Origin of the sequence: Saccharothrix espanaensis DSM 44229 (assembly GCF_000328705.1) — a bacterium.
GTDB lineage: Bacteria > Actinomycetota > Actinomycetes > Mycobacteriales > Pseudonocardiaceae > Actinosynnema > Actinosynnema espanaense.
The window spans coordinates 4,271,420-4,291,339 of record NC_019673.1 but is presented as its reverse complement, the minus strand read 5'-3'; the positions used below and the strand labels follow the sequence as shown (position 1 = coordinate 4,291,339).

At 72.2% G+C, this 19,920-nt stretch carries 18 protein-coding genes; 16 read left to right on the top strand and 2 right to left on the bottom strand.

All coding sequences use genetic code 11. The features are described 5' to 3' along the window. Positions 1 to 63 precede the first annotated feature (63 nt). The 6 genes from BN6_RS19010 to BN6_RS18985 all read left to right on the top strand — a co-directional run bounded on the left by BN6_RS19010 (position 64) and on the right by BN6_RS18985 (position 7,452). Positions 64 to 999 carry a hypothetical protein gene (locus tag BN6_RS19010; RefSeq protein ID WP_148302929.1) on the top strand — a complete coding sequence of 312 codons (936 nt, stop codon included), beginning with the start codon at positions 64 to 66 and terminating at the stop codon, positions 997 to 999. A gap of 37 nt (positions 1,000 to 1,036) precedes the next feature. Further along, entirely contained in the window at positions 1,037 to 2,026 is a 990-nt protein-coding gene (locus BN6_RS19005; protein ID WP_015101328.1) for a DUF1702 family protein, read from the top strand. 117 nt (positions 2,027 to 2,143) lie between these two features. Continuing rightward, positions 2,144 to 3,124 carry a DUF1702 family protein gene (locus BN6_RS19000; protein WP_015101327.1) on the top strand — a complete coding sequence of 327 codons (981 nt, stop codon included), beginning with the start codon at positions 2,144 to 2,146 and terminating at the stop codon, positions 3,122 to 3,124. Next, complete coding sequence (locus BN6_RS18995) at positions 3,121 to 5,082, top strand: CRTAC1 family protein (protein WP_015101326.1); 1,962 nt, start codon at positions 3,121 to 3,123, stop codon at positions 5,080 to 5,082. Before BN6_RS19000 ends, BN6_RS18995 begins: the two co-directional genes overlap by 4 nt. 1 nt (position 5,083) lies before the next feature. Then, on the top strand, positions 5,084 to 6,091 hold the full coding sequence (locus tag BN6_RS18990) for a hypothetical protein (RefSeq protein WP_015101325.1): 1,008 nt from the start codon (positions 5,084 to 5,086) through the stop codon (positions 6,089 to 6,091). Next, a complete protein-coding gene (locus BN6_RS18985; RefSeq protein WP_015101324.1) occupies positions 6,088 to 7,452 on the top strand; it encodes a cytochrome P450 in 1,365 nt (454 codons plus the stop codon). Before BN6_RS18990 ends, BN6_RS18985 begins: the two co-directional genes overlap by 4 nt. A gap of 81 nt (positions 7,453 to 7,533) precedes the next feature. On the opposite strand, the gene BN6_RS18980 is transcribed toward BN6_RS18985, so the two are convergent. Next, positions 7,534 to 8,265, bottom strand: a complete 732-nt coding sequence (locus BN6_RS18980) for a helix-turn-helix transcriptional regulator (RefSeq protein ID WP_173430530.1) — start codon at positions 8,263 to 8,265, stop codon at positions 7,534 to 7,536. Positions 8,266 to 8,965: 700 nt separating this feature from the next. On the opposite strand from BN6_RS18980, the gene BN6_RS18975 reads away from it, so the two are divergent. The 10 genes from BN6_RS18975 (at position 8,966) to BN6_RS18930 (ending at position 18,437) form a co-directional block, all read left to right on the top strand. Then, the gene (locus BN6_RS18975; protein WP_051076002.1) at positions 8,966 to 9,496 is read left to right on the top strand and encodes a DUF5987 family protein; all 531 of its coding nucleotides are present in this window, start codon (positions 8,966 to 8,968) and stop codon (positions 9,494 to 9,496) included. Between the two features lie 15 nt (positions 9,497 to 9,511). Then, a complete protein-coding gene (locus BN6_RS18970; RefSeq protein WP_015101321.1) occupies positions 9,512 to 11,155 on the top strand; it encodes an FAD-dependent oxidoreductase in 1,644 nt (547 codons plus the stop codon). 204 nt (positions 11,156 to 11,359) lie between these two features. Next, positions 11,360 to 11,788 (top strand): SgcJ/EcaC family oxidoreductase, encoded by a 429-nt coding sequence (locus BN6_RS18965; RefSeq protein WP_015101320.1) that lies wholly within the window; start codon positions 11,360 to 11,362, stop codon positions 11,786 to 11,788. A gap of 226 nt (positions 11,789 to 12,014) precedes the next feature. Beyond that, positions 12,015 to 12,299 carry a chorismate mutase gene (locus BN6_RS18960; RefSeq protein ID WP_015101319.1) on the top strand — a complete coding sequence of 95 codons (285 nt, stop codon included), beginning with the start codon at positions 12,015 to 12,017 and terminating at the stop codon, positions 12,297 to 12,299. Then, positions 12,296 to 12,544: a hypothetical protein gene (locus tag BN6_RS18955; RefSeq protein ID WP_015101318.1), complete on the top strand. Its 249-nt coding sequence runs from the start codon at positions 12,296 to 12,298 to the stop codon at positions 12,542 to 12,544. The genes BN6_RS18960 and BN6_RS18955 overlap by 4 nt, the downstream gene beginning before the upstream one ends. 124 nt (positions 12,545 to 12,668) lie before the next feature. Next, a complete protein-coding gene (locus BN6_RS18950) occupies positions 12,669 to 13,802 on the top strand; it encodes a thiamine pyrophosphate-dependent dehydrogenase E1 component subunit alpha (protein WP_015101317.1) in 1,134 nt (377 codons plus the stop codon). Then, positions 13,799 to 14,773: an alpha-ketoacid dehydrogenase subunit beta gene (locus tag BN6_RS18945; protein WP_015101316.1), complete on the top strand. Its 975-nt coding sequence runs from the start codon at positions 13,799 to 13,801 to the stop codon at positions 14,771 to 14,773. The genes BN6_RS18950 and BN6_RS18945 overlap by 4 nt, the downstream gene beginning before the upstream one ends. A 3-nt stretch (positions 14,774 to 14,776) precedes the next feature. Further along, on the top strand, positions 14,777 to 15,781 hold the full coding sequence (locus BN6_RS18940) for a dihydrolipoamide acetyltransferase family protein (RefSeq protein WP_015101315.1): 1,005 nt from the start codon (positions 14,777 to 14,779) through the stop codon (positions 15,779 to 15,781). A 122-nt stretch (positions 15,782 to 15,903) separates the two neighbouring features. Continuing rightward, positions 15,904 to 17,103: a cytochrome P450 gene (locus tag BN6_RS18935; protein ID WP_015101314.1), complete on the top strand. Its 1,200-nt coding sequence runs from the start codon at positions 15,904 to 15,906 to the stop codon at positions 17,101 to 17,103. A gap of 149 nt (positions 17,104 to 17,252) precedes the next feature. After that, positions 17,253 to 18,437: an acyl-CoA dehydrogenase family protein gene (locus BN6_RS18930; protein WP_015101313.1), complete on the top strand. Its 1,185-nt coding sequence runs from the start codon at positions 17,253 to 17,255 to the stop codon at positions 18,435 to 18,437. A gap of 130 nt (positions 18,438 to 18,567) precedes the next feature. Here the strand turns inward: BN6_RS18930 and BN6_RS18925 are convergent, their stop codons facing one another. Beyond that, complete coding sequence (locus BN6_RS18925) at positions 18,568 to 19,746, bottom strand: cytochrome P450 (RefSeq protein ID WP_015101312.1); 1,179 nt, start codon at positions 19,744 to 19,746, stop codon at positions 18,568 to 18,570. Between the last annotated feature and the right edge of the window lie 174 nt (positions 19,747 to 19,920).

Below are 19,920 nucleotides of genomic sequence, written 5' to 3'. Positions count from 1 at the left end.
CACAGTCAAATCCGACCGGCAGGCAGCACGCCCAGGCGTCCGCCGAAATCCGAGGAGGAGCAGATGGCGGGTATCGGGACCGCAGTCCGGGAGAGTCCGCCGGAGGTACTGCCGCGCCGCCGGTGGCTGGTCGTCGCGCTCGCCGCGCTGACCGGTTTCCTGCTCACGGTCGCGTGGTCGGCCGCGTTCGTGGACTCGACCATCGGCGACAACGTCGCCGACACGCTGCTCGGCCACGACGCCAAGGCGACCCCGATCTCCGGTGTCGCCGCGGGTGTCGTGTTCGCGTTCGTCAGCGGGCTCGCGGGCACGTTCACCGCGTGCAACATCGCGGCGTTCGGCGCGGTCGCGCCCATGCTCGGCACGACCGGCGGCCGCTGGGCCAGGCTGCGCGCCTCGCTCGCACCGCTGGGACTGCTGGCCGCCGGGATGGTCCCGGTCGCCGCGGTCTACGGGGCGCTGGTCGGCGTGATCGGCACCCGGATGCCGCAGTTCGACACCGCCCAGGCACAGGCCGGCACCCTCAACGGGCGCGCGGTCCAGTCACTGGTCGTGTTCGGCGTCATCGGGCTGGCCATGCTCTACCTCGGGCTCGCCGCGCTCGGCCTGGTGCCGGACCCGTTCCGCCGCCGCCCGGCCGCGCGGACGGTCTTCCTCGGCGTGCTGATCGGCGGCTTCCTGGTCGGCCGGCCGTTCCCGCTGTTCCGGCAGCTGTTCCGGGACGCGGCGGAGAGCGGGAACCCGCTGTACGGCGCGGCGGCGTTCGTCCTGCAGTCGGTGGGCAACATCGCCGTGATGGCCGTGCTGTTCCTGCTGCTCGGCACGCTCGCCGGCGGCCCGCTGCGGCGGTGGCTGACCGCGAAGCCGTCCCGCACGGCGGCGATCACCGCCGCGACGCTGATCGCCGCCGGCGTCTTCACCTTCCTGTACTGGGACGTCCGGCTGCTGGCCGGCCGGGGCGTCCTCCCGTGGTACCCGATCGCCCCGTGGGTGGGCTGACCCCGCGGAGCCCGAACCCCCTGGGGGTGCTCTTCACATGTCGACCACGCTGGGCTCGCTGCGCCGACTGGCGCTCGCCCCGTCGTTGGAGGAGGTGGCGTTCCGCGCGCGCGGCTTCCCCGGCGCGTCCTCGGAGTACGCCGCGCGACTGGAAGCCATCCCGCAGTCGGTCGTCTGCGGGTTCGAGTGGGGCATCGACTCGCGCGACGGGTGGGAGGTGGCGCGCCGGCTGGCGTTCGTGGAGCCCGGTCTGCGTGGTTTCGCCCACGAGGGCGCGGTCATGGCGTTCACCATCCGTGACGTGATGGGGCGCGGCACGCGGGTGCGCGACCTGCTGCGCGGCGACGGCGCGGACCACCTGTTCGTGGCCTACATCGGGATCGGGTTCGCGATGGCGCGCCTGCCGCGCGGCCTGTGGCGCAAGGTGATGCCGGACCTGTCCGGGTCGCCGTACCACCCGACCGTGAGCTGGCTGGCGGTCGACGGCTACGGGTTCGACCTGGCCTACTTCCACACCCGCACGTGGGTGGACCGGCAGCGCGTGCCCGCGCCGTACCCGTGGCAGGGCAACGCCGACTACTTCCCCCGCGCGGTCGACCAGGGCATCGGGCGGGCGCTGTGGTTCATCCACGGCGCGCGGTGCGAGGAGGTCACCGCGGCCGTGCGGCGGTTCGACCCGGCCCGGCACGCCGACCTGTGGAGCGGTGTCGGCCTGGCCGCCACGTTCGCCGGCGGCGGTACGCCCGACGAGCTCGGCACCCTGCCCGGCGCGGCCGGTGCGCACCGCGCCGAACTCGCCGTGGGCGCGGTCTTCGCCGCGCAGGCCCGTATTCATTCGGGATTCGTGCCGGAACACAGCACGATCGCGCTCGACGTGTTCACCGGCACCACTCCGGAAGCCGCCGCGGAACTGGTCGACGCGACCGCCGTCGAGCCGGCGGACAACGGCCCGGTGCCGGCCTACGAACGCTGGCGCGGCGGGATTCGTGCGCATTTCGCGGCCACCCGGCGAAACGTGCTCTCCTGATGCGCATTCGCGCGTAACCGGAGCGCACACCAGGAGTAGACCCTCCGCCCGGTCCGCTGCGACGATTTTCCCATCAGTTGTCCGGTCACCGGTTTCCGGACATTTGGAGGGACCAAGGTGAGTGCACTGCGCGCCTTGCGGCGCCGAGTATTGACTCCCGACATCGCCGAGACCTCGCTGGCCAAACGCGGGTTCCGGGTGAAGGACGAGACGTCCAGGGAACTACTGGAGACCGTCGGCCGGACGTTCCTGGCCGGGTACGCGCACGCCGTCGAGGCGCGTCACCCGCGGGACGCCGAGGACCGGCTCGAAACGATCCCGGCGCAGTTCCGGGGATTCGCCTACGAAGGCGCCGGCATGGGCTTCGCGGTGCTCGACGGGCTGCCGTTCGGCAGCGGTCGGCACGTCGAGGAGTTCCTGAAGGGCCGCGCCGCCGACCACGTCTACATGGTGTACGTGGGGATCGGCTGGGGCATGGCCCGGCTGCCCCGCTTCCGCTGGCCCGCCGAGGCGCGGACCGACCCGCTGCTGCGCTGGCTGGTGCTCGACGGCTACGGCTTCCACCAGGCGTACTTCAAGACCGAGCAGTACGTGCACCGGCAGTACGTCGACCCGCGCTTCCCGTGGCCGGCCGCCGGTCCGCGCTCGTACGCCAACCGCGCGCTGGACCAGGGCATCGGCCGCGCGCTGTGGTTCGTCGGCGGCACGGACGCCCCGCACGTCGCGGACCTGATCGACAGGTTCCCCGAGGACCGCCAGGAGGACCTGTACGCGGGCGCGGGCCTGGCCGCCACCTACGCGGGCGGGGAGTCCGAGGACGAGCTCGTGCTGTTCCGGCACCGCGCCGGGCGGCACTCCCCCATGGTCGCCCAGGCGAGCGCGTTCGCCGCCGAGGCACGGGTCAAGGCGGGCCTGCTGGTGCCGCACACGGCCGTGGCGACGCAGGTGTTCTGCGGCACCACGCCGGAGAAGGCGGCCCGGGTGACCCAGGACGTGCGCCCCGAACCGCCCGTCGTGGACGGCGCGGTGCCCGCGTTCGAGACCTGGCGGCAGCGGATCGCCCGGCAGTTCGTCCACCAGGAAGGAGTCGGCAGGTGAGCACCACGGCAGGTTGGCTGCGCAAACAGCTGCCCGGGATCATCGCGCTGGTGCTGGTCGCCGCCACCTTCGCGGTGGCCCGGCTGCCCACCTCCTCGGCCGCCGAGAAGCGCGACCTGGCCGCGCACTTCGGGTTCGCGGCCGAGTCGATCGCACTGCCCGGCGGCTACACCCAGCAGTCCATGCGCAGGGTCAACCAGGACTACCGGCACATCGACGCGTGGATCTCGTCGGTCGGCTCGGCCATCGCGCTCAACGACCTCGACGGCGACGGCCTGTCCAACGACCTCTGCTTCGTCGACGTCCGGATCGACCAGGTGATCGTCACCCCCGCGCCGGAGGCCGGCGAGCAGCCGCGCTACGAGCCCTTCGCGCTCAGTGCGGGCCCGCTGCCGACCAACGACGTGATGGCGCCGATGGGCTGCGTGCCGGGCGACTTCAACGAGGACGGCCGGATGGACCTGCTGGTCTACCTGTGGGGCCGCACGCCGATCCTGCACCTGGCCGCGAACGGCGACCAGGACCGCGCCGAGGGTCTGACCGCCGAGTCCTACACCCCGACCGAGCTGGTGCCCGGCGCGAGCGGCGGCCGGTACTCCGGTCCGGAGTGGAACACCAACTCGGCCACCGTCGCGGACTTCGACGGCGACGGCCACGACGACCTCTACATCGGCAACTACTTCCCGCACGGCCCGGTCCTGGACCCGTCCAAGAGCGGTGGCGTGGAGATGAACCACTCGATGTCGATGGCGTTCAACGGCGGCGAGGACTACCTGTTCCGGTGGACCGGCGGCACCTCGGGGCCCACCCCGTCGGCGAGCTTCGAGCGCGACGACAAGGCCATCCCGCAGGACGCGTCGAAGGGCTGGGCGCTGGCGTCGAGCTCCAACGACGTCGACGGCGACCTGCTGCCGGAGCTGTACCTGGCGCACGACTTCGGCCCGGACCGGATGCTGCACAACCTGTCCACGCCCGGCCGGTTCGAGTTCGCGCTGGTCGAGGGCGTGCGCGGGGCGACCGAGCCGAAGTCCAAGAACGTCGGCAAGGACTCGTTCAAGGGCATGGGGGTGGACTTCGGCGACCTCAACGGCGACGGCGTCTACGACATGTTCGTCAGCAACATCACCACCTCGTTCGGCATCGAGGAGAGCCACTTCGCGTGGCTGAGCACCTCCGGCGACACCAAGGCGGTCAAGGAGGAGCTGGACCGCGGCGTCGCGCCCTGGGAGGACGAGAGCGCGCCGCTGCACCTGGCCTGGTCGGGGTGGGGCTGGGACGTGAAGCTCGCCGACTTCGACAACAGCGGCGGGCTGGAGGTCGCGCAGGCCACCGGGTTCGTCAAGGGCGAGGTCAACCGCTGGCCCCAGTTGCAGGAACTGGCCACCGCCAACGACTCCCTGCTGTCGAACCCGCTGTGGTGGCCGCACATGACCGCCGGTGACGACGTGTCCGGCAGCCAGCGGTTCCACCTGTTCGTCAAGAACCCCGGCGAACAGCGCTACACCGACCTCGCGCCGTCGCTGGGGCTGGACGTCCCGGTGCCCACCCGCGGCATCGCGACCGGTGACGTGGACGGCGACGGCAAGCTCGACATGGCGGTCTCCCGGCAGTGGGCGGACCCGGTCTTCTACCACAACACCGGCGAGTCCGACCGCGGCTTCCTGGGCCTGCGGCTGACCCACCCGGGCAACGGCGGCAAGCCCGGCTCGCCCGCGATCGGCGCGCAGGTCACCGTGACCACGCCGGACGGGCACAAGCAGGTCAACCGGGTCGACGGCGGAAGCGGCCACTCCGGCAAGCGCAGCCACGAGGTCCACTTCGGACTCGGCGACGCCACCGGGCCGGTCGCCGTGCACGTCAAGTGGCGCGACCGCGACGGGACCGTGCACGAGCAGGAGCAGACACTGTCCGCGGGCTGGCACGACCTCCAGCTCGGTGACCAGGCCGAGGAGAAGTGACATGGCCGAGACGAAACCGAGCCCGCCGCGCCACGACCCCAAGGTGGTCACCGCGCTGCGCCGGTTCGCGATCTCCATCACCGTCTTCAACATCCTGGGCTACACGGTCCTGGGGTTCGAGCAGCCGTGGCTGTGGCCGTTCATCGCGCTGGCCACCGGGTACACCGTGGAGATCTTCCTGGAGGTGGTCGCCGCGCGGCAGGAGGGCCGGCCGCCCCGGTTCGCGGGCAACGGCTTCCGCGGCGTGATGGAGTTCCTGTACCCGGCGCACATCACCAGCCTCGCGATGAACATGCTGATCTACGTCAACGACAACGTGTGGGCGATGATCTTCGGCGTCACCGTGGCGGTGGGCGCGAAGTGGGTGCTGCGCGCCCCGGTGCGCGGCCGGTTGCGGCACTTCATGAACCCGTCGAACTTCGGCATCACGATCATCCTGCTGGTGTTCCCGTGGGCGTCCATCGCGCCGCCGTACCACTTCACCGAGCACGTCGGCACGTTCGTCGACTGGCTGATCCCGGTGATCATCGTGGCCGCGGGCACCATGCTCAACGGGATGCTGACCGGCCGGCTGTGGCTGATCATGGCGTGGCTGGTCGGGTTCGCGCTGCAGGCGGTGATCCGCGGGATCCTGCTGGACGTGTCGATCCCGGCCGGGCTGGGCATGATGACCGGTGTCGCGTTCGTGCTGTTCACCAACTACATGGTGACCGACCCGGGCACGAGCCCGTCGCGCCCGGTGTCGCAGATCGCGTTCGGCGGTGGCGTGGCGGCGGTGTACGGCGTGCTGATGGGCATGAGCATCCCGTACGGCATCTTCTTCGCCACGGCGATCGTGTGCCTGATCCGCGGCGGGTTCCTGTGGGCGCTGCACATCGTGGAACGCGCGCGGCTCGAACGCGAGGAGCAGCAGAAGGCGCGGGCCGCCGAGGAGCCCGAGCCCGAGGTGTCCACTGTGGACCCGTCGCGCAACGGTGTGCCCACGGGCAGCGAGGTCGTGCGGACATGACCCGCAGCGCGACCTACCTCCGGCGGACGCCGCCGGGGCCCCCGCGCAGTGCCACCTTCGGCCTGCTCAAGCAGCTCGCCGGCGACCGGTTGACGTTGATGACGTCGGCGGCGCGGGAGTACGGCGACGCGGTCCGGATGGCCATCGGGCCCAAGACGCTGTACTTCTTCAACAACCCCGAGCACGCCAAGCACGTGCTCGCCGACAACGCGGCCAACTACCACAAGGGTATCGGCCTGGTGCACGCCCGCCGCGCGATCGGCGACGGGCTGCTCACCAGCGAGGGCGAGCTGTGGCGCAAGCAGCGCCGGGCCACCCAGCCGGCGTTCCAGCACAAGCGGATCGCGCGGCAGGCGGGCGCGGTGGCCGAGTCGGCGGGCCGGCTGGTCGACCGGCTGCGCGCCGGGATCGGCGGGCCACCGGTCAACCTCACCGAGGAGGTGACCGGCCTGACCCTCGACGTGCTGGGGCGGACCCTGCTGTCGGAGGACCTCTCCCGGTTCGAGCACATCGGCCACTCGTTCGAGGCCGTGCAGGACCAGGCGATGTTCGAGATGGTGACGATGAGCGCGGTGCCGATGTGGGTGCCGCTGCCCCACCAGCTCCGCTTCCGCAAGGCGCGCCGGGAGCTGCGCCGGGTCGTGGCGGAGCTCGCGGCCCGGCGGGTCGAGCACGGCGGCCATGACGGCGACGACGTGCTGTCCCGGGTGCTCGCGTCGGTGGCCGAGGAGCGCGACGAGGCGGTCGGCGACCGGCGGCTGCACGACGAGCTGGTGACGTTGATGCTGGCCGGGCACGAGACGACGGCCAGCACGCTGGGCTGGGCGTTCCACCTGCTCGACCGGCACCCCGAGGTGAAGGAGCGGGTCCGCGCCGAGGCGCGGGCCGTGCTCGGCGACCGCACGCCGGTCTACGAGGACCTGCGCGCGTTGCGCTACACCGCGATGGTGGTGGACGAGGTGGTGCGGCTGTTCCCGCCGGTCTGGATCCTGCCCCGCGCGGCGCAGGCCGACGACCACGTGGGCGACTGGTTCGTGCCGGCCGGCGCGGACGTGCTGATCTGCCCGTACACCCTGCACCGGCACCCGGGGTTCTGGGACCGGCCGGACCGCTTCGACCCGGACCGGTTCGACCCCGCCGCCGCGACCGGCCGGCCGCGCTACGCCTACCTGCCGTTCGGGGCCGGGCCGCGGTTCTGCGTGGGCAACCACCTCGGGATCATGGAGGCGGTGTTCACCCTCGCGATGATCACGCGCGAGCTGGACCTGCGGTCCGTGCCCGGCCGCGACGTGGTGCCCGAGCCGATGCTGTCACTGCGGATCCGCGGCGGCCTGCGGGTGACCGCGCACCCCGTCGGCTGACCGGGCGGCGGCGCGACGTGACAAGGGGTTGCCCTCCCGTCTCCGGAGGACAACCCCTTGTCGCGTCTCGCGCCCACCCGGTCAGGCACTCGCGTTGGCGCTCACGCCCAGGGCGTGCGTGCGGACGTCCAGCAGCGCCAGCAGGACCGGCGGGTCGAGGTTGCAGATCGGGCGGAGGGTGAGGTCCGCGCGCTCGACCGGCCGGCCGGGCCGGATGGTGACCGGGCCGTGCGACGCCACCGACAGCGCCAGGTCGTGCGCGAACGGGCCGTCCCCCAGCATCGACTCGCGCCCCAGCGCGACGGACTGGGCCAGCAGGTGCCACGTGCCGGGCGGCACGCAGCTGAGCAGGTAGGACCCCGGGCGGCGCAGCACGGTGCACCGGATCGGCGCCCCCTGCGGGATCCCGTCCTGGAACAGGCCGATGAACAGCAGGCCGGGCGGCCCGGCCGGGGCCGAGATCTCACCCTGCACGACGGCCGTCCGCGCGTCCACGGCGCGTCGGGCCATCGGGATGTGCCGGGTGAAACCGCCGGATTGCCGGAAGGTCGTCGGTGACACCCCGACACTGCTCCGGAAGCGCGAGCTGAAAGTGCCCACGCTGGTGTAGCCGACCCGATGGCTGATATCGGTCACGGTCAGTGAAGTCGCCACCAGGAGGCGTTTCGCCTCCTGCAACCGGATAGCCGCCAGGAATCGCCCCGGCGACACCCCGGTCACCCGCTGGAACGCCCGCGAGAAGTGAAACTTGCTGTAGTTCGCGGTCCGCGCCATGTCGTCTATAGTGAATTGTTCACCAATGTTCGCGTGCATCGAATCGATGACTTGTCCTACCGCACGTTCGATAACCTGCACCACAAGTCGAACTCCATTCACGGTATCTAGCGCAGAGTGTTACCCGGCAACCGACAAGCCGACTCCAGGCACCGTGGGGAAGCTCGCCCAGTCACCATGACCAGCGCGCTCTCGCGCTTTCCCGAGCAGCACTGCCCCCAGGCCCTCGAATCGTTCTCTTTCGCAAGCTACCAGCCTGCCAACAGCCCACGCAAGCTGTCCGGACAGGCCCTGACGTGGCCTTTCAAGATCGTTGGAGGGATCTCCACAAGATCATCAAAACGATGTTTGAAACGATCGCGGACGGTCAATACGGAGTACCCCGGGAGGGCATAATATGATCGCCCGCCGGCCCGCCGCGGCTCATTTGTCCGATCAGCCGCCTTACCCCCGTCGGCCGCAGCGCGGTGCTGCATCCAGCCGCACCGGACCTGCCCCCGCCAGTCCTTCGGGGGTCCGCACCCGGCCCGGCCCGGCTGATCACGGCAGATCACGGCACCCTCGGAGAAGCGCACACCGGATCCTCCGGGAGACCATGGGACGAACGTTCGGGCGAGCCCGCCGCAGAGCGAAACGGCCCCGCAGGACGCGGCCGCCCGCGCCGCCCGCCGACAATTCCCGCTCGGAGAGAGGACCTGCCGTGGAATCGGACACCGCAGCGGATCGCGCCGTCCGCACCATGACCCTGGAGGCATTCGCGGACACGATCGTCCCGGGCGCGAAACGGTCGCCGGAGGATCGCGCCGTCGCGGGTGCGGCCACCAGCGGCGGGGCCGTGGAAGCGGGCGCGATCGCATTGTTGGAGACGCCCGCGGCCGGCGTCGTGGACGGGCTGGACAGCCTGTCCGAACTGCTCAACAACCACGCCCGGGACTACGCCGACCGGACCGGGACGGCACTGGACGGGACCGTTCCGCCGTTCGTCGCACTGCCGTTCGCGCAGCGCACCGGGCTCGTCGCGGAACTGGTCGCGCCGGGCCACCCGGAGAAGGACGGCTGGGTGGCGCTGGCGCTGTTCAGCAACATGGCGTTCGACACCGGCGCGCACCTGCACACCGCCGAGGCGATGGCGGCGGGCCACCCCGGGCTGCGCGCCATGCGGTTCGCCGAGCCGGACGCCGACGGGCTGTGGCGGTTCCCCTCCTTCTCCTACCGCAGGCGGCTGGCGCGGACCCACCCGGGCACGACGCCGGCCGGCGACCCGGCCTGACGAGGGGAGTGTGCGATGACGAGCACCGAGAGCACCGACGTGCTGATCGTCGGCAGCGGGTTCGGCGGCGCGATCGCCGCCTACCACCTGGCCGCCGGCGGGGCGAAGGTCACCGTGCTGGAACGCGGTCCGTGGCTGGAGGGCGAGGACTTCGAGCACGACTTCCTGCTCGGCTCCTCCTACACCCGGATCTTCGACTTCGTGGTGGGCGACGGGATGAGCCTGCTCGGCGGCAACTGCGTCGGCGGCGGCAGCGTGGTCTACTTCGCCGCGATGCCGCGCGCGCCGCGGTTCGTGTTCGACCGCCAGGGCGGCCTGGGCCGCCGGATGTGGCCCGAGGCGGTCACCCGCGACACCCTCGACCCCTGGTACGACAAGGTGTGCGAGGCGCTGCCGGTCACCCGGCAGAGCTGGGACGACGTGACCTACGCGGGCGGGCTGTTCGCCGCCGCGTGCGACCACGCCGGCCGCACCGCCAACCCGGTGCCGGTCGCGATCGACGGCGACAAGTGCACCAACTGCAACTGGATGATGTCCGGCTGCCGGTTCGACGCCAAGCGGTCGCTGCTGCTCAACTACCTGCCGGCCGCCGTCGCGCACGGCGCGCGGATCCGCCCCCTGCACGAGGTGCAGCGGCTCGGCCGCACCGACGACGGCGGCTACCGGGTGGACTACAACGTCATCCACGACGTCGACTACCGGATGAGCGTGGGCAGCGGGTCGATCGACGCCAAGGTGGTCGTCCTGGCGGCGGGGGCGGGCGCGACGCCGGTCATCCTCCAGCGCTCCGAGCCGACCCTGGGCCCGATGCCGCACGCCGTCGGCCGGTACTTCTCCGGCAACGGCGAGCGGCTCAACACCGCGATCATCGACGAGGACAAGGCCCTGCGCCTGCTCGGCCTGAGCCGCGCGGAGGGCCTGGCCTACGCGGCCAACCAGATCGGCAAGGGCCCGTGCGTGGCGAGCTGGGACAACCTCGACCCGGCGAGCCCGGAGTTCTCCCGGTTCTGCCTGGAGCAGCTCTACTTCCCGCCCGGGTTCGGCACCATCCTGGCGCAGGTCCCGGACGCGACCGGGCCGACCTGGTTCGGCACCGAGAAGAAGCGGATCGTCGAGCAGTGGCAGTCGTGGCTGACCATCTTCGCGATGACCGAGGACGACAACGAGGGCGTGTTCGGCCCGCCGCCGCCCACAGGCAACGCCGTGCGGATCTCCCAGCAGATGCTCGGCCGCGGGCCCATCTCCTACCGGCCCACCGAGAACACCCTGTCCGGCTGGCGGCAGTCCGACGCGGCGGTGAAGGACATCCTGGAGCGCGACGGGCTGTCCAAGGTCATGCCGTGGACCAACGACGTCGTCGGCGCGTACACCGTGCACCCGCTGGCGTCCTGCCGGATCGGTGACGACCCGCAGACCTCCGCGCTGGACGACCGGCACGAGCTGCGCGGCCACCCCGGCATCTTCGTCACCGACGGCTCGGCGGTGCCCGGCGCGGTCACGGTGAACCCCGCGCTCACCATCGCCGCGCTGGCCGAGCGGGCGATCCCCGGCATCGTCGCGGCGCTGCGCGACCGGGGCGTGGACGTGAGCTACGGCGCGCCCTCCCCCGACGGCGGGACCTCCGGGCGGCGCGCCGTCGCCCAGCTCGTCCGCGACTGACCGCGACCGACCGGGACTGACCGGGACCGACCGCGTCTGACCGGGACCGACCGGGACCGACCGGGACCGGCGCGATCCGAGCAAGCCAGGAGATGCGCCGGTCGGGCCCGAGCGGGAGGGTCGACGGTGAGCACCACGGCAGCCCGGCGCGTCCGCCGGACGGGTCGGCGGAGTCGGCCCGACGACCAGGAACCGAGGAGAGGCATGACGACCGACCAGCGCATGACCGTCCACACCGGACCGAGCAAGGCCGACCAGGCCGCCATCGCGGCACTGCCCCAGCGGATGATCGCGGGCTGGGCGCTGCACGACGCGAGCGCCATCGCGGACCTGTTCACCGAGGACGGCGTGATGATCCTGCCCGGCCTGTACCGCAAGGGGCGCAACGAGATCCGCGAGTTCATGGCCGCCGCGTTCGAGGGCCCGTACCGGGGTACCACGGTGGCCGGCACCCCGCTGGACCTGCGCCTGTTCGGCCCGGACTTCGGCATCCTGGTGACCGAGGGCGGCGTCCTCGCGCCCGGCGACACCGAGGTCACCGCCGAGCGCGCGATCCGCGGCTCCTGGGTGGTCGTCAAGCAGGACGGCGAGTGGCGGCTGGCCACCTACCAGAACAGCCCCGCCAACACCTGACCCGACCGACAGCACCTGACCCGACCGCCGACGCCCGACCGCGAACCACGACCGGAAGGCCGCCCACCGCCGAGGTGGACGGCCTTTCCGCTGTGCGGGGCCGGATGCCGCACGCAGGGGCCGATCCAGCACGGCAGAGGATGCCGGCGGCCCGGTGCGGGTGTGACGATGGTCTCCGGGCGTCAGGAGCCCGGAGAACCTCTCACCGCAGAGGAGGCGCGGCACCGTGGACGAGCCGGCACCTGGTGGCGCAGTGCCACCGCTGCGCGAGGAGATCGACCGGCTGGACGGCGAGATCGTCCGCCTGGTGACCGCACGCGTCGACTCCGCGGCGAGTCTGGCCGACGCGCGACTCCAGGCCGGCGGCACCCGCGCGGTGCTCAAGGACGAACTCGACGTCGTCGCCCGGTTCGGCGCGCTCGGCCACGAGGGTCACCGACTCGCGCTGGTCCTGCTCGCGTTGTCCCGCAACCGGTCCATGGGTTCGGCCGGGCGGCGTGGTGCGTCGTGACCGCGACCATCGGCAGGGCACCCGAGGTCACGGCGCTGCGCGCGCGGGCCGCCACCGTCGTGGAAGCCGAGCTGGCGCGGTTGCGCGGCCGGCTGCCCACCGTGGACGGCCCGCTGCGCGAAGAGCTGGAGGCGACCGTGCAACGGGTCGTGGACCACCTGCTCCGCCTGCCCGCGTCCCGCGTCGAGCAAGCGGGCGGGACGGACCTCGCCGACGCCCTGCGCGAGCTGTTCGGGCTCGCCTGAAAGCCATCTCCCGGGTTGCGGGATCAGCCGCAATGTCGGAGGTGCGCGGCCGATTCCGCCGGTGCCAGGCTGGGAACGTCCGCCCGAGCGCACGGCGGCTCCGCGACCGAAGTGGAGTTACTCCATGACCATCGTCCCCGCCACCGGGCGCTCCGCGACGCGATCCGGCCGCGCCCCCGACACCGCGGGCGACGAGCCCGACCCCGTGCAGCTGCTCACCCCGTCCGGCGAGCGTGTCGAACACCCCGACTTCCCCTTGGACATCAGCGATTCCGCGATCGCCGACCTGTACCGCGACCTGGTCGTGGTGCGCCGGGTCGACACCCAGGCGCTGGCGCTGGCCCGGCAGGGCGAACTCGCGGTGTGGGCGTCGCTGGCGGGCCAGGAGGCCGCGCAGGTCGGCTCCGGCCGGGCGCTCGCGCCGGGCGACATGGCGTTCCCCACCTACCGCGAGCACGGCGTGGCGTGGTGCCGGGGCGTCGACATGGCCGAGGTGCTGGGCCACTTCCGCGGCGTCTACCACATGGGCTGGGACCCGCGTCGGCACAACTTCCACCTCTACACGATCGTCATCGGCGCGCACGCCCTGCACGCCACCGGGTACGCGATGGGCGTGAACCGGGACAGCGGACGGGACGCGGTGATCGCGTACTTCGGTGACGGCGCGATGAGCCAGGGCGACGTGAACGAGGCGTTCGTCTGGGCGAGCGCGCAGCACGCCCCGATCGTGTTCTTCTGCCAGAACAACCAGTACGCGATCTCCGAGCACGTGCGCACGCAGTCGGCGATCCCGTTGCGCCGCCGCGCGGACGGGTTCGGCTTCCCCGGCGTGCGGGTCGACGGCAACGACGTGCTGGCGTGCCTCGCGGTGACCCGGCAGGCCATGGACCGGGCGCGCGCGGGCGGCGGGCCGTCGCTGGTGGAGGCGTTCACCTACCGGATGGGCGGCCACACCACGACCGACGACCCGACCCGCTACCGGTCGGCGGCCGAGGTCGAGCGGTGGCGGCGCAAGGACCCGATCCACCGCGTCCGCGCCTACCTGACCCGGAGCCGGTTCGCCGACCGGGACTTCTTCGCCGCGGTCGACACCGAGGCCGACGACGTCGCGGCCGACCTGCGCCGGCGGGTGATCGCGCTGCCGGAGCCCGCCGTGGAGTCCATCTGGGACAACACCTACGCCGCCGAGCACCCGGCCGTGGCCGCCGAGCGCGCGGACTACCTGGCCTACCTCGACACCTTCGAGGACCAGCGGTGACCGCCGCCATCGGGTTGGGCAAGGCCATCAACGAGGGGCTGCGCCGCGCGCTGGCCGACGACCCCTCGGTGCTGGTGATGGGCGAGGACGTCGGCGCGCTGGGCGGCGTCTTCCGGGTGACCGACGGCCTGCAGGGCGAGTTCGGCCCGGACCGGGTGGTCGACACCCCGCTGGGCGAGTCGGGCATCGTCGGCACGGCGATCGGGTTGGCGCTGCGCGGGTTCCGCCCGGTGTGCGAGATCCAGTTCGACGGGTTCGTGTTCCCGGCGTTCAGCCAGATCACCTCGCAGCTGGCCAAGATGCGGTCGCGGTCGCGCGGCCGGCTGGAGCTGCCGGTGGTGATCCGCATCCCGTACGGCGGCGGCATCGGCGCGGCCGAGCACCACGGCGAGTCGCCCGAGGCGTACTTCACGCACACCGGCGGCCTGCGGGTGGTCACCTGCTCCAACCCCGCCGACGCGTACGCCATGGTGCGGCGCGCGGTGGACTGCCCGGACCCGGTGGTGTTCTTCGAACCCAAGCGGCGCTACTGGGACAAGGGTCCCGTCACGCTCGACGAGCCCGTGGACGCCGGCGTCGACCGGGCGACGGTGGTGCGCGACGGCACCGACGTGACGTTGTTGACCTACGGGCCGAGCGTGTCGACGTGCCTGCTGGCCGCCGAGGCGGACGAGGAGCGGTCGATCCAGGTGGTGGACCTGCGGTCGCTGAACCCGTTGGACGAGGAGACCGTGGTCGCGGCGGTGCGGTCCACGGGGCGGTGCGTGGTGGTCCACGAGGCTCCGGTGTTCGGCGGTTACGGCGCGGAGTTGGCGGCACGCGTCACCGAGCGGTGCTTCGGCGTGCTGTCCGCGCCGGTGCTGCGGGTGGGCGGGTTCGCCGTGCCCTATCCCCCGTCGCGCTTGGAGGAGCACTACCTCCCCGATCTCGACCGGATCCTGGACGCGGTCGACCGAACCTTCCGGTGGTGACGAGTGGGTGAGCAGAGGCAGTTCCGGCTCCCGGACGTCGGCGAGGGCCTCACCGAGGCCGTGGTGGTGGCGTGGCGGGTGGAACCGGGCGACGTCGTCGCGGTCGACCAGGTGGTGGTCGAGGTCGAGACGGCGAAAGCGCTGGTCGAACTGCCGTCGCCGATGGAAGGCACGGTGGTCGAGGTGCTGCACGGGGAAGGGACGACGGTCGACGTCGGCGCGCCGCTGCTCACCGTGGACGTCGGTGGCGACCCGTTGCTGGTCGGTTACGGCGTCAAGGAGTCCCGGCCCGTGCGGCGTCGGCGCAAGGCCGTCGTGGACGAGGAACGGGTGCACGCCACCGGGGTCCGCGCCCGGACGGCCGCCGCGATGGTCAAGTCCGCGTTCACCGCCCCGCACGTGACGACGTGGTTGCAGGTCGACGTGACGCCCACGATGGAGTTGGTGCGGGAGTTGCGCGAACGGCCCGAGTTCGCCGACGTCCGGGTGTCGCCGCTGTTGCTGGTGGCACGGGCCGTCGTGCGGGCGGTGGCCGACCACCGCGAGGTGAACGCGTCGTGGGACGACGACACCGGCGAGATCGTGCTGAAGCGCCCGGTGCACCTCGGGGTGGGCGTGGCGACCGACCGGGGGTTGTTGGTGCCCAACGTGAAGGACGCGCACACCCTGTCCCTGCCCGAACTGGCGCGCGCCTTGTCGGACCTGGTCGGGCGCGCGCGTGAGGGCACCACCGAGCCGCACGAACTCGTCGGCGGCACCCTGACCATCAGCAATCCCGGGATCTTCGGCACCGACGCCGGCACGCCGATCCTGGTGCCGGGCGAGACGGTGATCCTCGCGCTGGGCCGCATCGCCGAACGGCCGTGGGCGCACGAGGGCCGGCTCGCGCTGCGCCAGGTGGTCACGCTCGCCCTCTCCTTCGACCACCGGGTGATCGACGGCGAACTGGCCTCCCGGTTCCTCTCCGCTGTCGGCTCCGACCTGGAATCTCCCTCCGACCTGGGCTGATCCCCCGGTTCTCCGGCTGCTCCGAACGGTCGTGGACGACCGTTCAAACCACACGATCGCATATGCCGACGCCGCAGGGGCCGGCCTAGCGTTGATCAGGGGGAGCGAGGAGGAGACGCCAAGTGGAGGCTACGGAACAGGCCACCTGCCCGGTCCGCGACTACACGACCTTGCGCCCGCCGGCGCCCGCCATGACCGCCTTCGAGGAGATGGACGAGCACCGGGCGCACGCGCGACCCGCCCTGCACACCGAGGACGCGCAGGGCTACCGGGTGTTCACCGACCACGACGCCGTCGCCGACGGACTGCGCCAAGCCGATCTGTGGTCCAGTTCCGCGGTGTTCCCGTTCGAACCCGAGCCGGACCGGGTCATGGTGCCCATCCAGCTCGACGGCGACCGGCACACCGCCTGGCGGCGACTGCTCGCCGCGTGGTTCACCCCCGGCCGGGTCCGCGCCATGCGAGACGACCAGCGCCGGCTCGCCGCGTCCACAGTGGACGGTGTCCGACCGCGCGGCGAGTGCGACTTCCTGGCCGACGTGGCGAAGGTGTTCACCTCGGCGGCGTTCCTGCCGATCATGGGCGTCGCCCCGGAGGACGTGGGGCGGTTCCTGGAGTGGACCGACGGGCTGCACTTCCGCGGCGACGACCCCGAGCAGGCCAGGAAGACGCAGCAGACCGCCGCCGCCGAGATGACCGGTTACCTCGGCGAGCTGCTGGAGCGCTGCCGGCGGCACCCCGACCCGGCGCGCACCGACATCGTGGCCGCTGCGGCGTGCTGGCGGATCGACGGGGTGCCGCCGTCGGACGAGGACCTGGTGAACTGCCTGATGACGGTGCTCGGCGCGGCGCTGGAGACGACCGCGAGCCAGCTGACGTGGACGGCGTTCCACCTGGCCACCCACCCGGACGACCGGCTGCGGCTGGTGCGCGACCCGTCGCTGGTGCCGGGGATGGTCGAGGAGGGCATGCGGGTCTACCCGATCGCCACGCCGACCCGCAAGGCCACCCGGGACGCCGAGTTCCAGGGCTGCCCGGTGCGCGCCGGCGACGTCGCGGTGTTCTCGCTGGCGGCCGCCGGGCGGGACGAACGGGCCTACCGCCACGCCACCGAGGTCGACCTGGACCGGCGGGGCGCGCGGCACCTGTCGTTCGGCGCGGGCCGGCACACCTGCCTGGGCGCGCACCTGGCCCGTCAGGAGATGGCGCTGCTCCTCCAGGAGTGGCACCGGCTGATCCCCGACTACGAGCTCGCCAAGGCGCCACAGGAGCGGGCCACCATGATCTGGTCGCTGGACGAGCTGCGGCTGCGCTGGGGATGAACCCGGTGCGGCGAACCGACCTCCGCGAGCCGGCCTCCGCAACCAGGGAGATGCGACGGCGGCGGTGCGAGTGGGAAGGTCGGGAGGTCCTTCGGGCGGCGAGCGCCGGAACGGCCACAGTCCCCCATCCGAGCTCCCCAAGGGAGGAAATGGTGTTGACCAGCGAGATTCCGACGAAGGAGGACCTCGTCGGCCGTGCGGCGGACCTGGTGCCGCTGCTCCGCGAGAACGCCGCCTGGTCCGAGGAGAACCGGAGGCTGCACGACAAGTCCGTCGACGCCCTGGCCGACGCCGGCGTGTTCCGGCTGCGGGTCCCCCAGCGCTACGGCGGCTACGAGGCCGACACCCGCACCCTGGTCGAGGTGGCCACCGAACTCGGCCGCGCGGACGGCTCGGCGTCGTGGACCGCCTCGGTGTACTGGATCCCGACGTGGATGACGTGCCTGTTCCCGGACGCCGTGCAGGACGAGGTGTTCGCCACCCCGGACGCCCGGGTGTGCGGCACGCTGAGCCCGACCGCGACGGCCACCCCGACCGACGGCGGCATCGTCGTCAACGGCAAGTGGGGCTTCATCACCGGGGCGTGGCACAGCCAGTGGCAGGAGATCATCGCGATCCTGCTGGACCCCGACGGCGAGCCGGCCCCGATCATGGCGCTGGTGCCGATGTCCGACCTGAAGATCGTCGACGACTGGCACACCACCGGCCTCAAGGGCACCGGCAGCGTCAGCACCATCGCGGAGAACGTCTTCGTGCCGCGGGAACGCGTCCTGCCGCTGGGCGCGGTGCTCCAGGGCAGCCACGCGTCGGCGGCCAACGCCGACACCCCGATCTACCGCGCTCCCCTGCTGCCGGTCGCCGCCGCGTCGTCGGTCGGGACCGTGGTCGGGCTGGCCAAGGCCGCGCAGGAGGCGTTCTTCGAGCGCCTGCCCGGCCGCAAGATCACCTACACCGACTACGACGACCAGCGTGCCGCGCCGATCACCCACCTGCAGGTCGCGGAGGCGGTGATGAAGGTGGACGAGGCGCAGTTCCACGCCCACCGGCTGGCCGACCTGGTGGACGCCAAGGGCGTCGACGGGACACCGTGGACGATCGAGGACCGGGCGCTGGCCCGTGCCGACCTGGGCGCGGTGTGCAAGCGCGCCAAGGAGGCCGTGGACATCTTCGCCACGGCCAGCGGCGGGTCCTCGATCTACAGCGACGTGCCGATCCAGCGCATCCACCGCGATGTGGAGGCGGTGAACCTGCACGCCCTGATGCACCCGAACACCAACGCCGAGCTGTACGGCCGCGTGCTGTGCGGCCTGCCGCCGAACACCCTCTACATCTGATCCGAAACCCCAGTGCGGTCCGGGCTCCCCCGCCCGGACCGCACTGCCGTGCGTTCGCGAGGGTTCCGCGCGCGAACGCCGCCCGCCGCAGCGCCTGGGGCGGTGCGGCGGGCGGTCGGTCGTGGTGGTGTCAGCGCAGGGTGATGACCGTGGGCAGCTTGCGGAAGCCGCGGACCGTGCTGCGGTGCACGCGCACCAGCCCGTCCGGGTCGAGGTCGTAGTCCGCCACCCGGTTCACCAGTTCCTCCAGCACGATCCGAGCCACCCGGCGGCCCATCAGGTTGCCCAGGCACAGGTGCGGGCCGCGGCTGAAGCTGAGCAGCTGGCTCGCGTCCCGGGTCAGGTCGAACTCGTCCGCGCCGGGGAACTCCGCCGAGTCGCGGTTCGCCGCGCCCATCAGCATGAGCACCTGCGCGCCGGCCGGGATCTGCACCCCGTGCAGCTCCAGGTCAACCTTGGACTTGCGGATCACCATCTGCACCGGCGAGTCGTAGCGCAGGGTCTCCTCGACCCAGCCGTTGACGTCGCCGGCCAGCGCCGCCTGCTGCTGGTCGGGGTTGCGCCAGGCCCAGTACCAGGCGTTGCCGATCAGGTCGATGGTGGTGACCGTGCTGGCCCCGCCGAGCAGGTGCAGGAACGCCAGGACGTCCTGCGTCTCCAGCGGCTTACCGTCGATCTCCGAGGCCAGCAGGTCCGAGATCAGGTCCTCGGCGGGTTGCTTGCGGCGCTCCTCGACCAGTTCGGCGTAGTACCCGCTCAGCGCCTGGAACGCCTGCATCTGGGCCGGTCCGATGGTGGTCGCGCCGTCCTCGCGGTGCACGGTGCCCTCCAGCAGCCGCTGCACCTCGGGCCGGTCGGCCTTGGGCACGCCGACGACGATGCCCAGCGCGTCCATCGGGATCGGGTAGATCACGTCCTGCATCACGTCGAACGTGCCGCGCTCCACGGCGGCCTCGACGGCCAGCCGGGACAGCTCGCGGACCTGCACCTCCAGCCGGCCGATCGCGCGCGGCGAGAAGCTGCCCGAGATCAGCCGCCGCCACCGCGCGTGGTCGGGCGGGTCCATCGCGACGATGGAGTGGTGCCGGGCCGAGTCCGGCTTCCAGTACTCGCGCTCCATCAGCGGGCCGTTCTCGTTGGAGAACCGGTCGGAGTCGCGCAGCGCGGGCGCGACGTCGGCGTGCCGGGACAGCGCGAAGAAGTCCAGCTTCTCGTTGTAGTACACCGGCGCTTCCGCCCGCAGCCGGGCGTAGTAGGGGTAGGGGTCCTCCTGCACGTCATAGTCCAGGGGGTTGTACTCCAGGTCCATCGGGACTCCTTCGGTGCGTCTCGGATCCGCGCGACGTCGTTCCCTCCCGCCACCCTTCCGCGTCCCGCGCCGCGCGGCACCTCCGTGTTTGCGGTCCTTCGGCGGATTCCGCGCACGCTGGAAGATGCGCCGGTCACCGGGCCGCTGGAAGCATTCCGGAGGTGCGACGACACC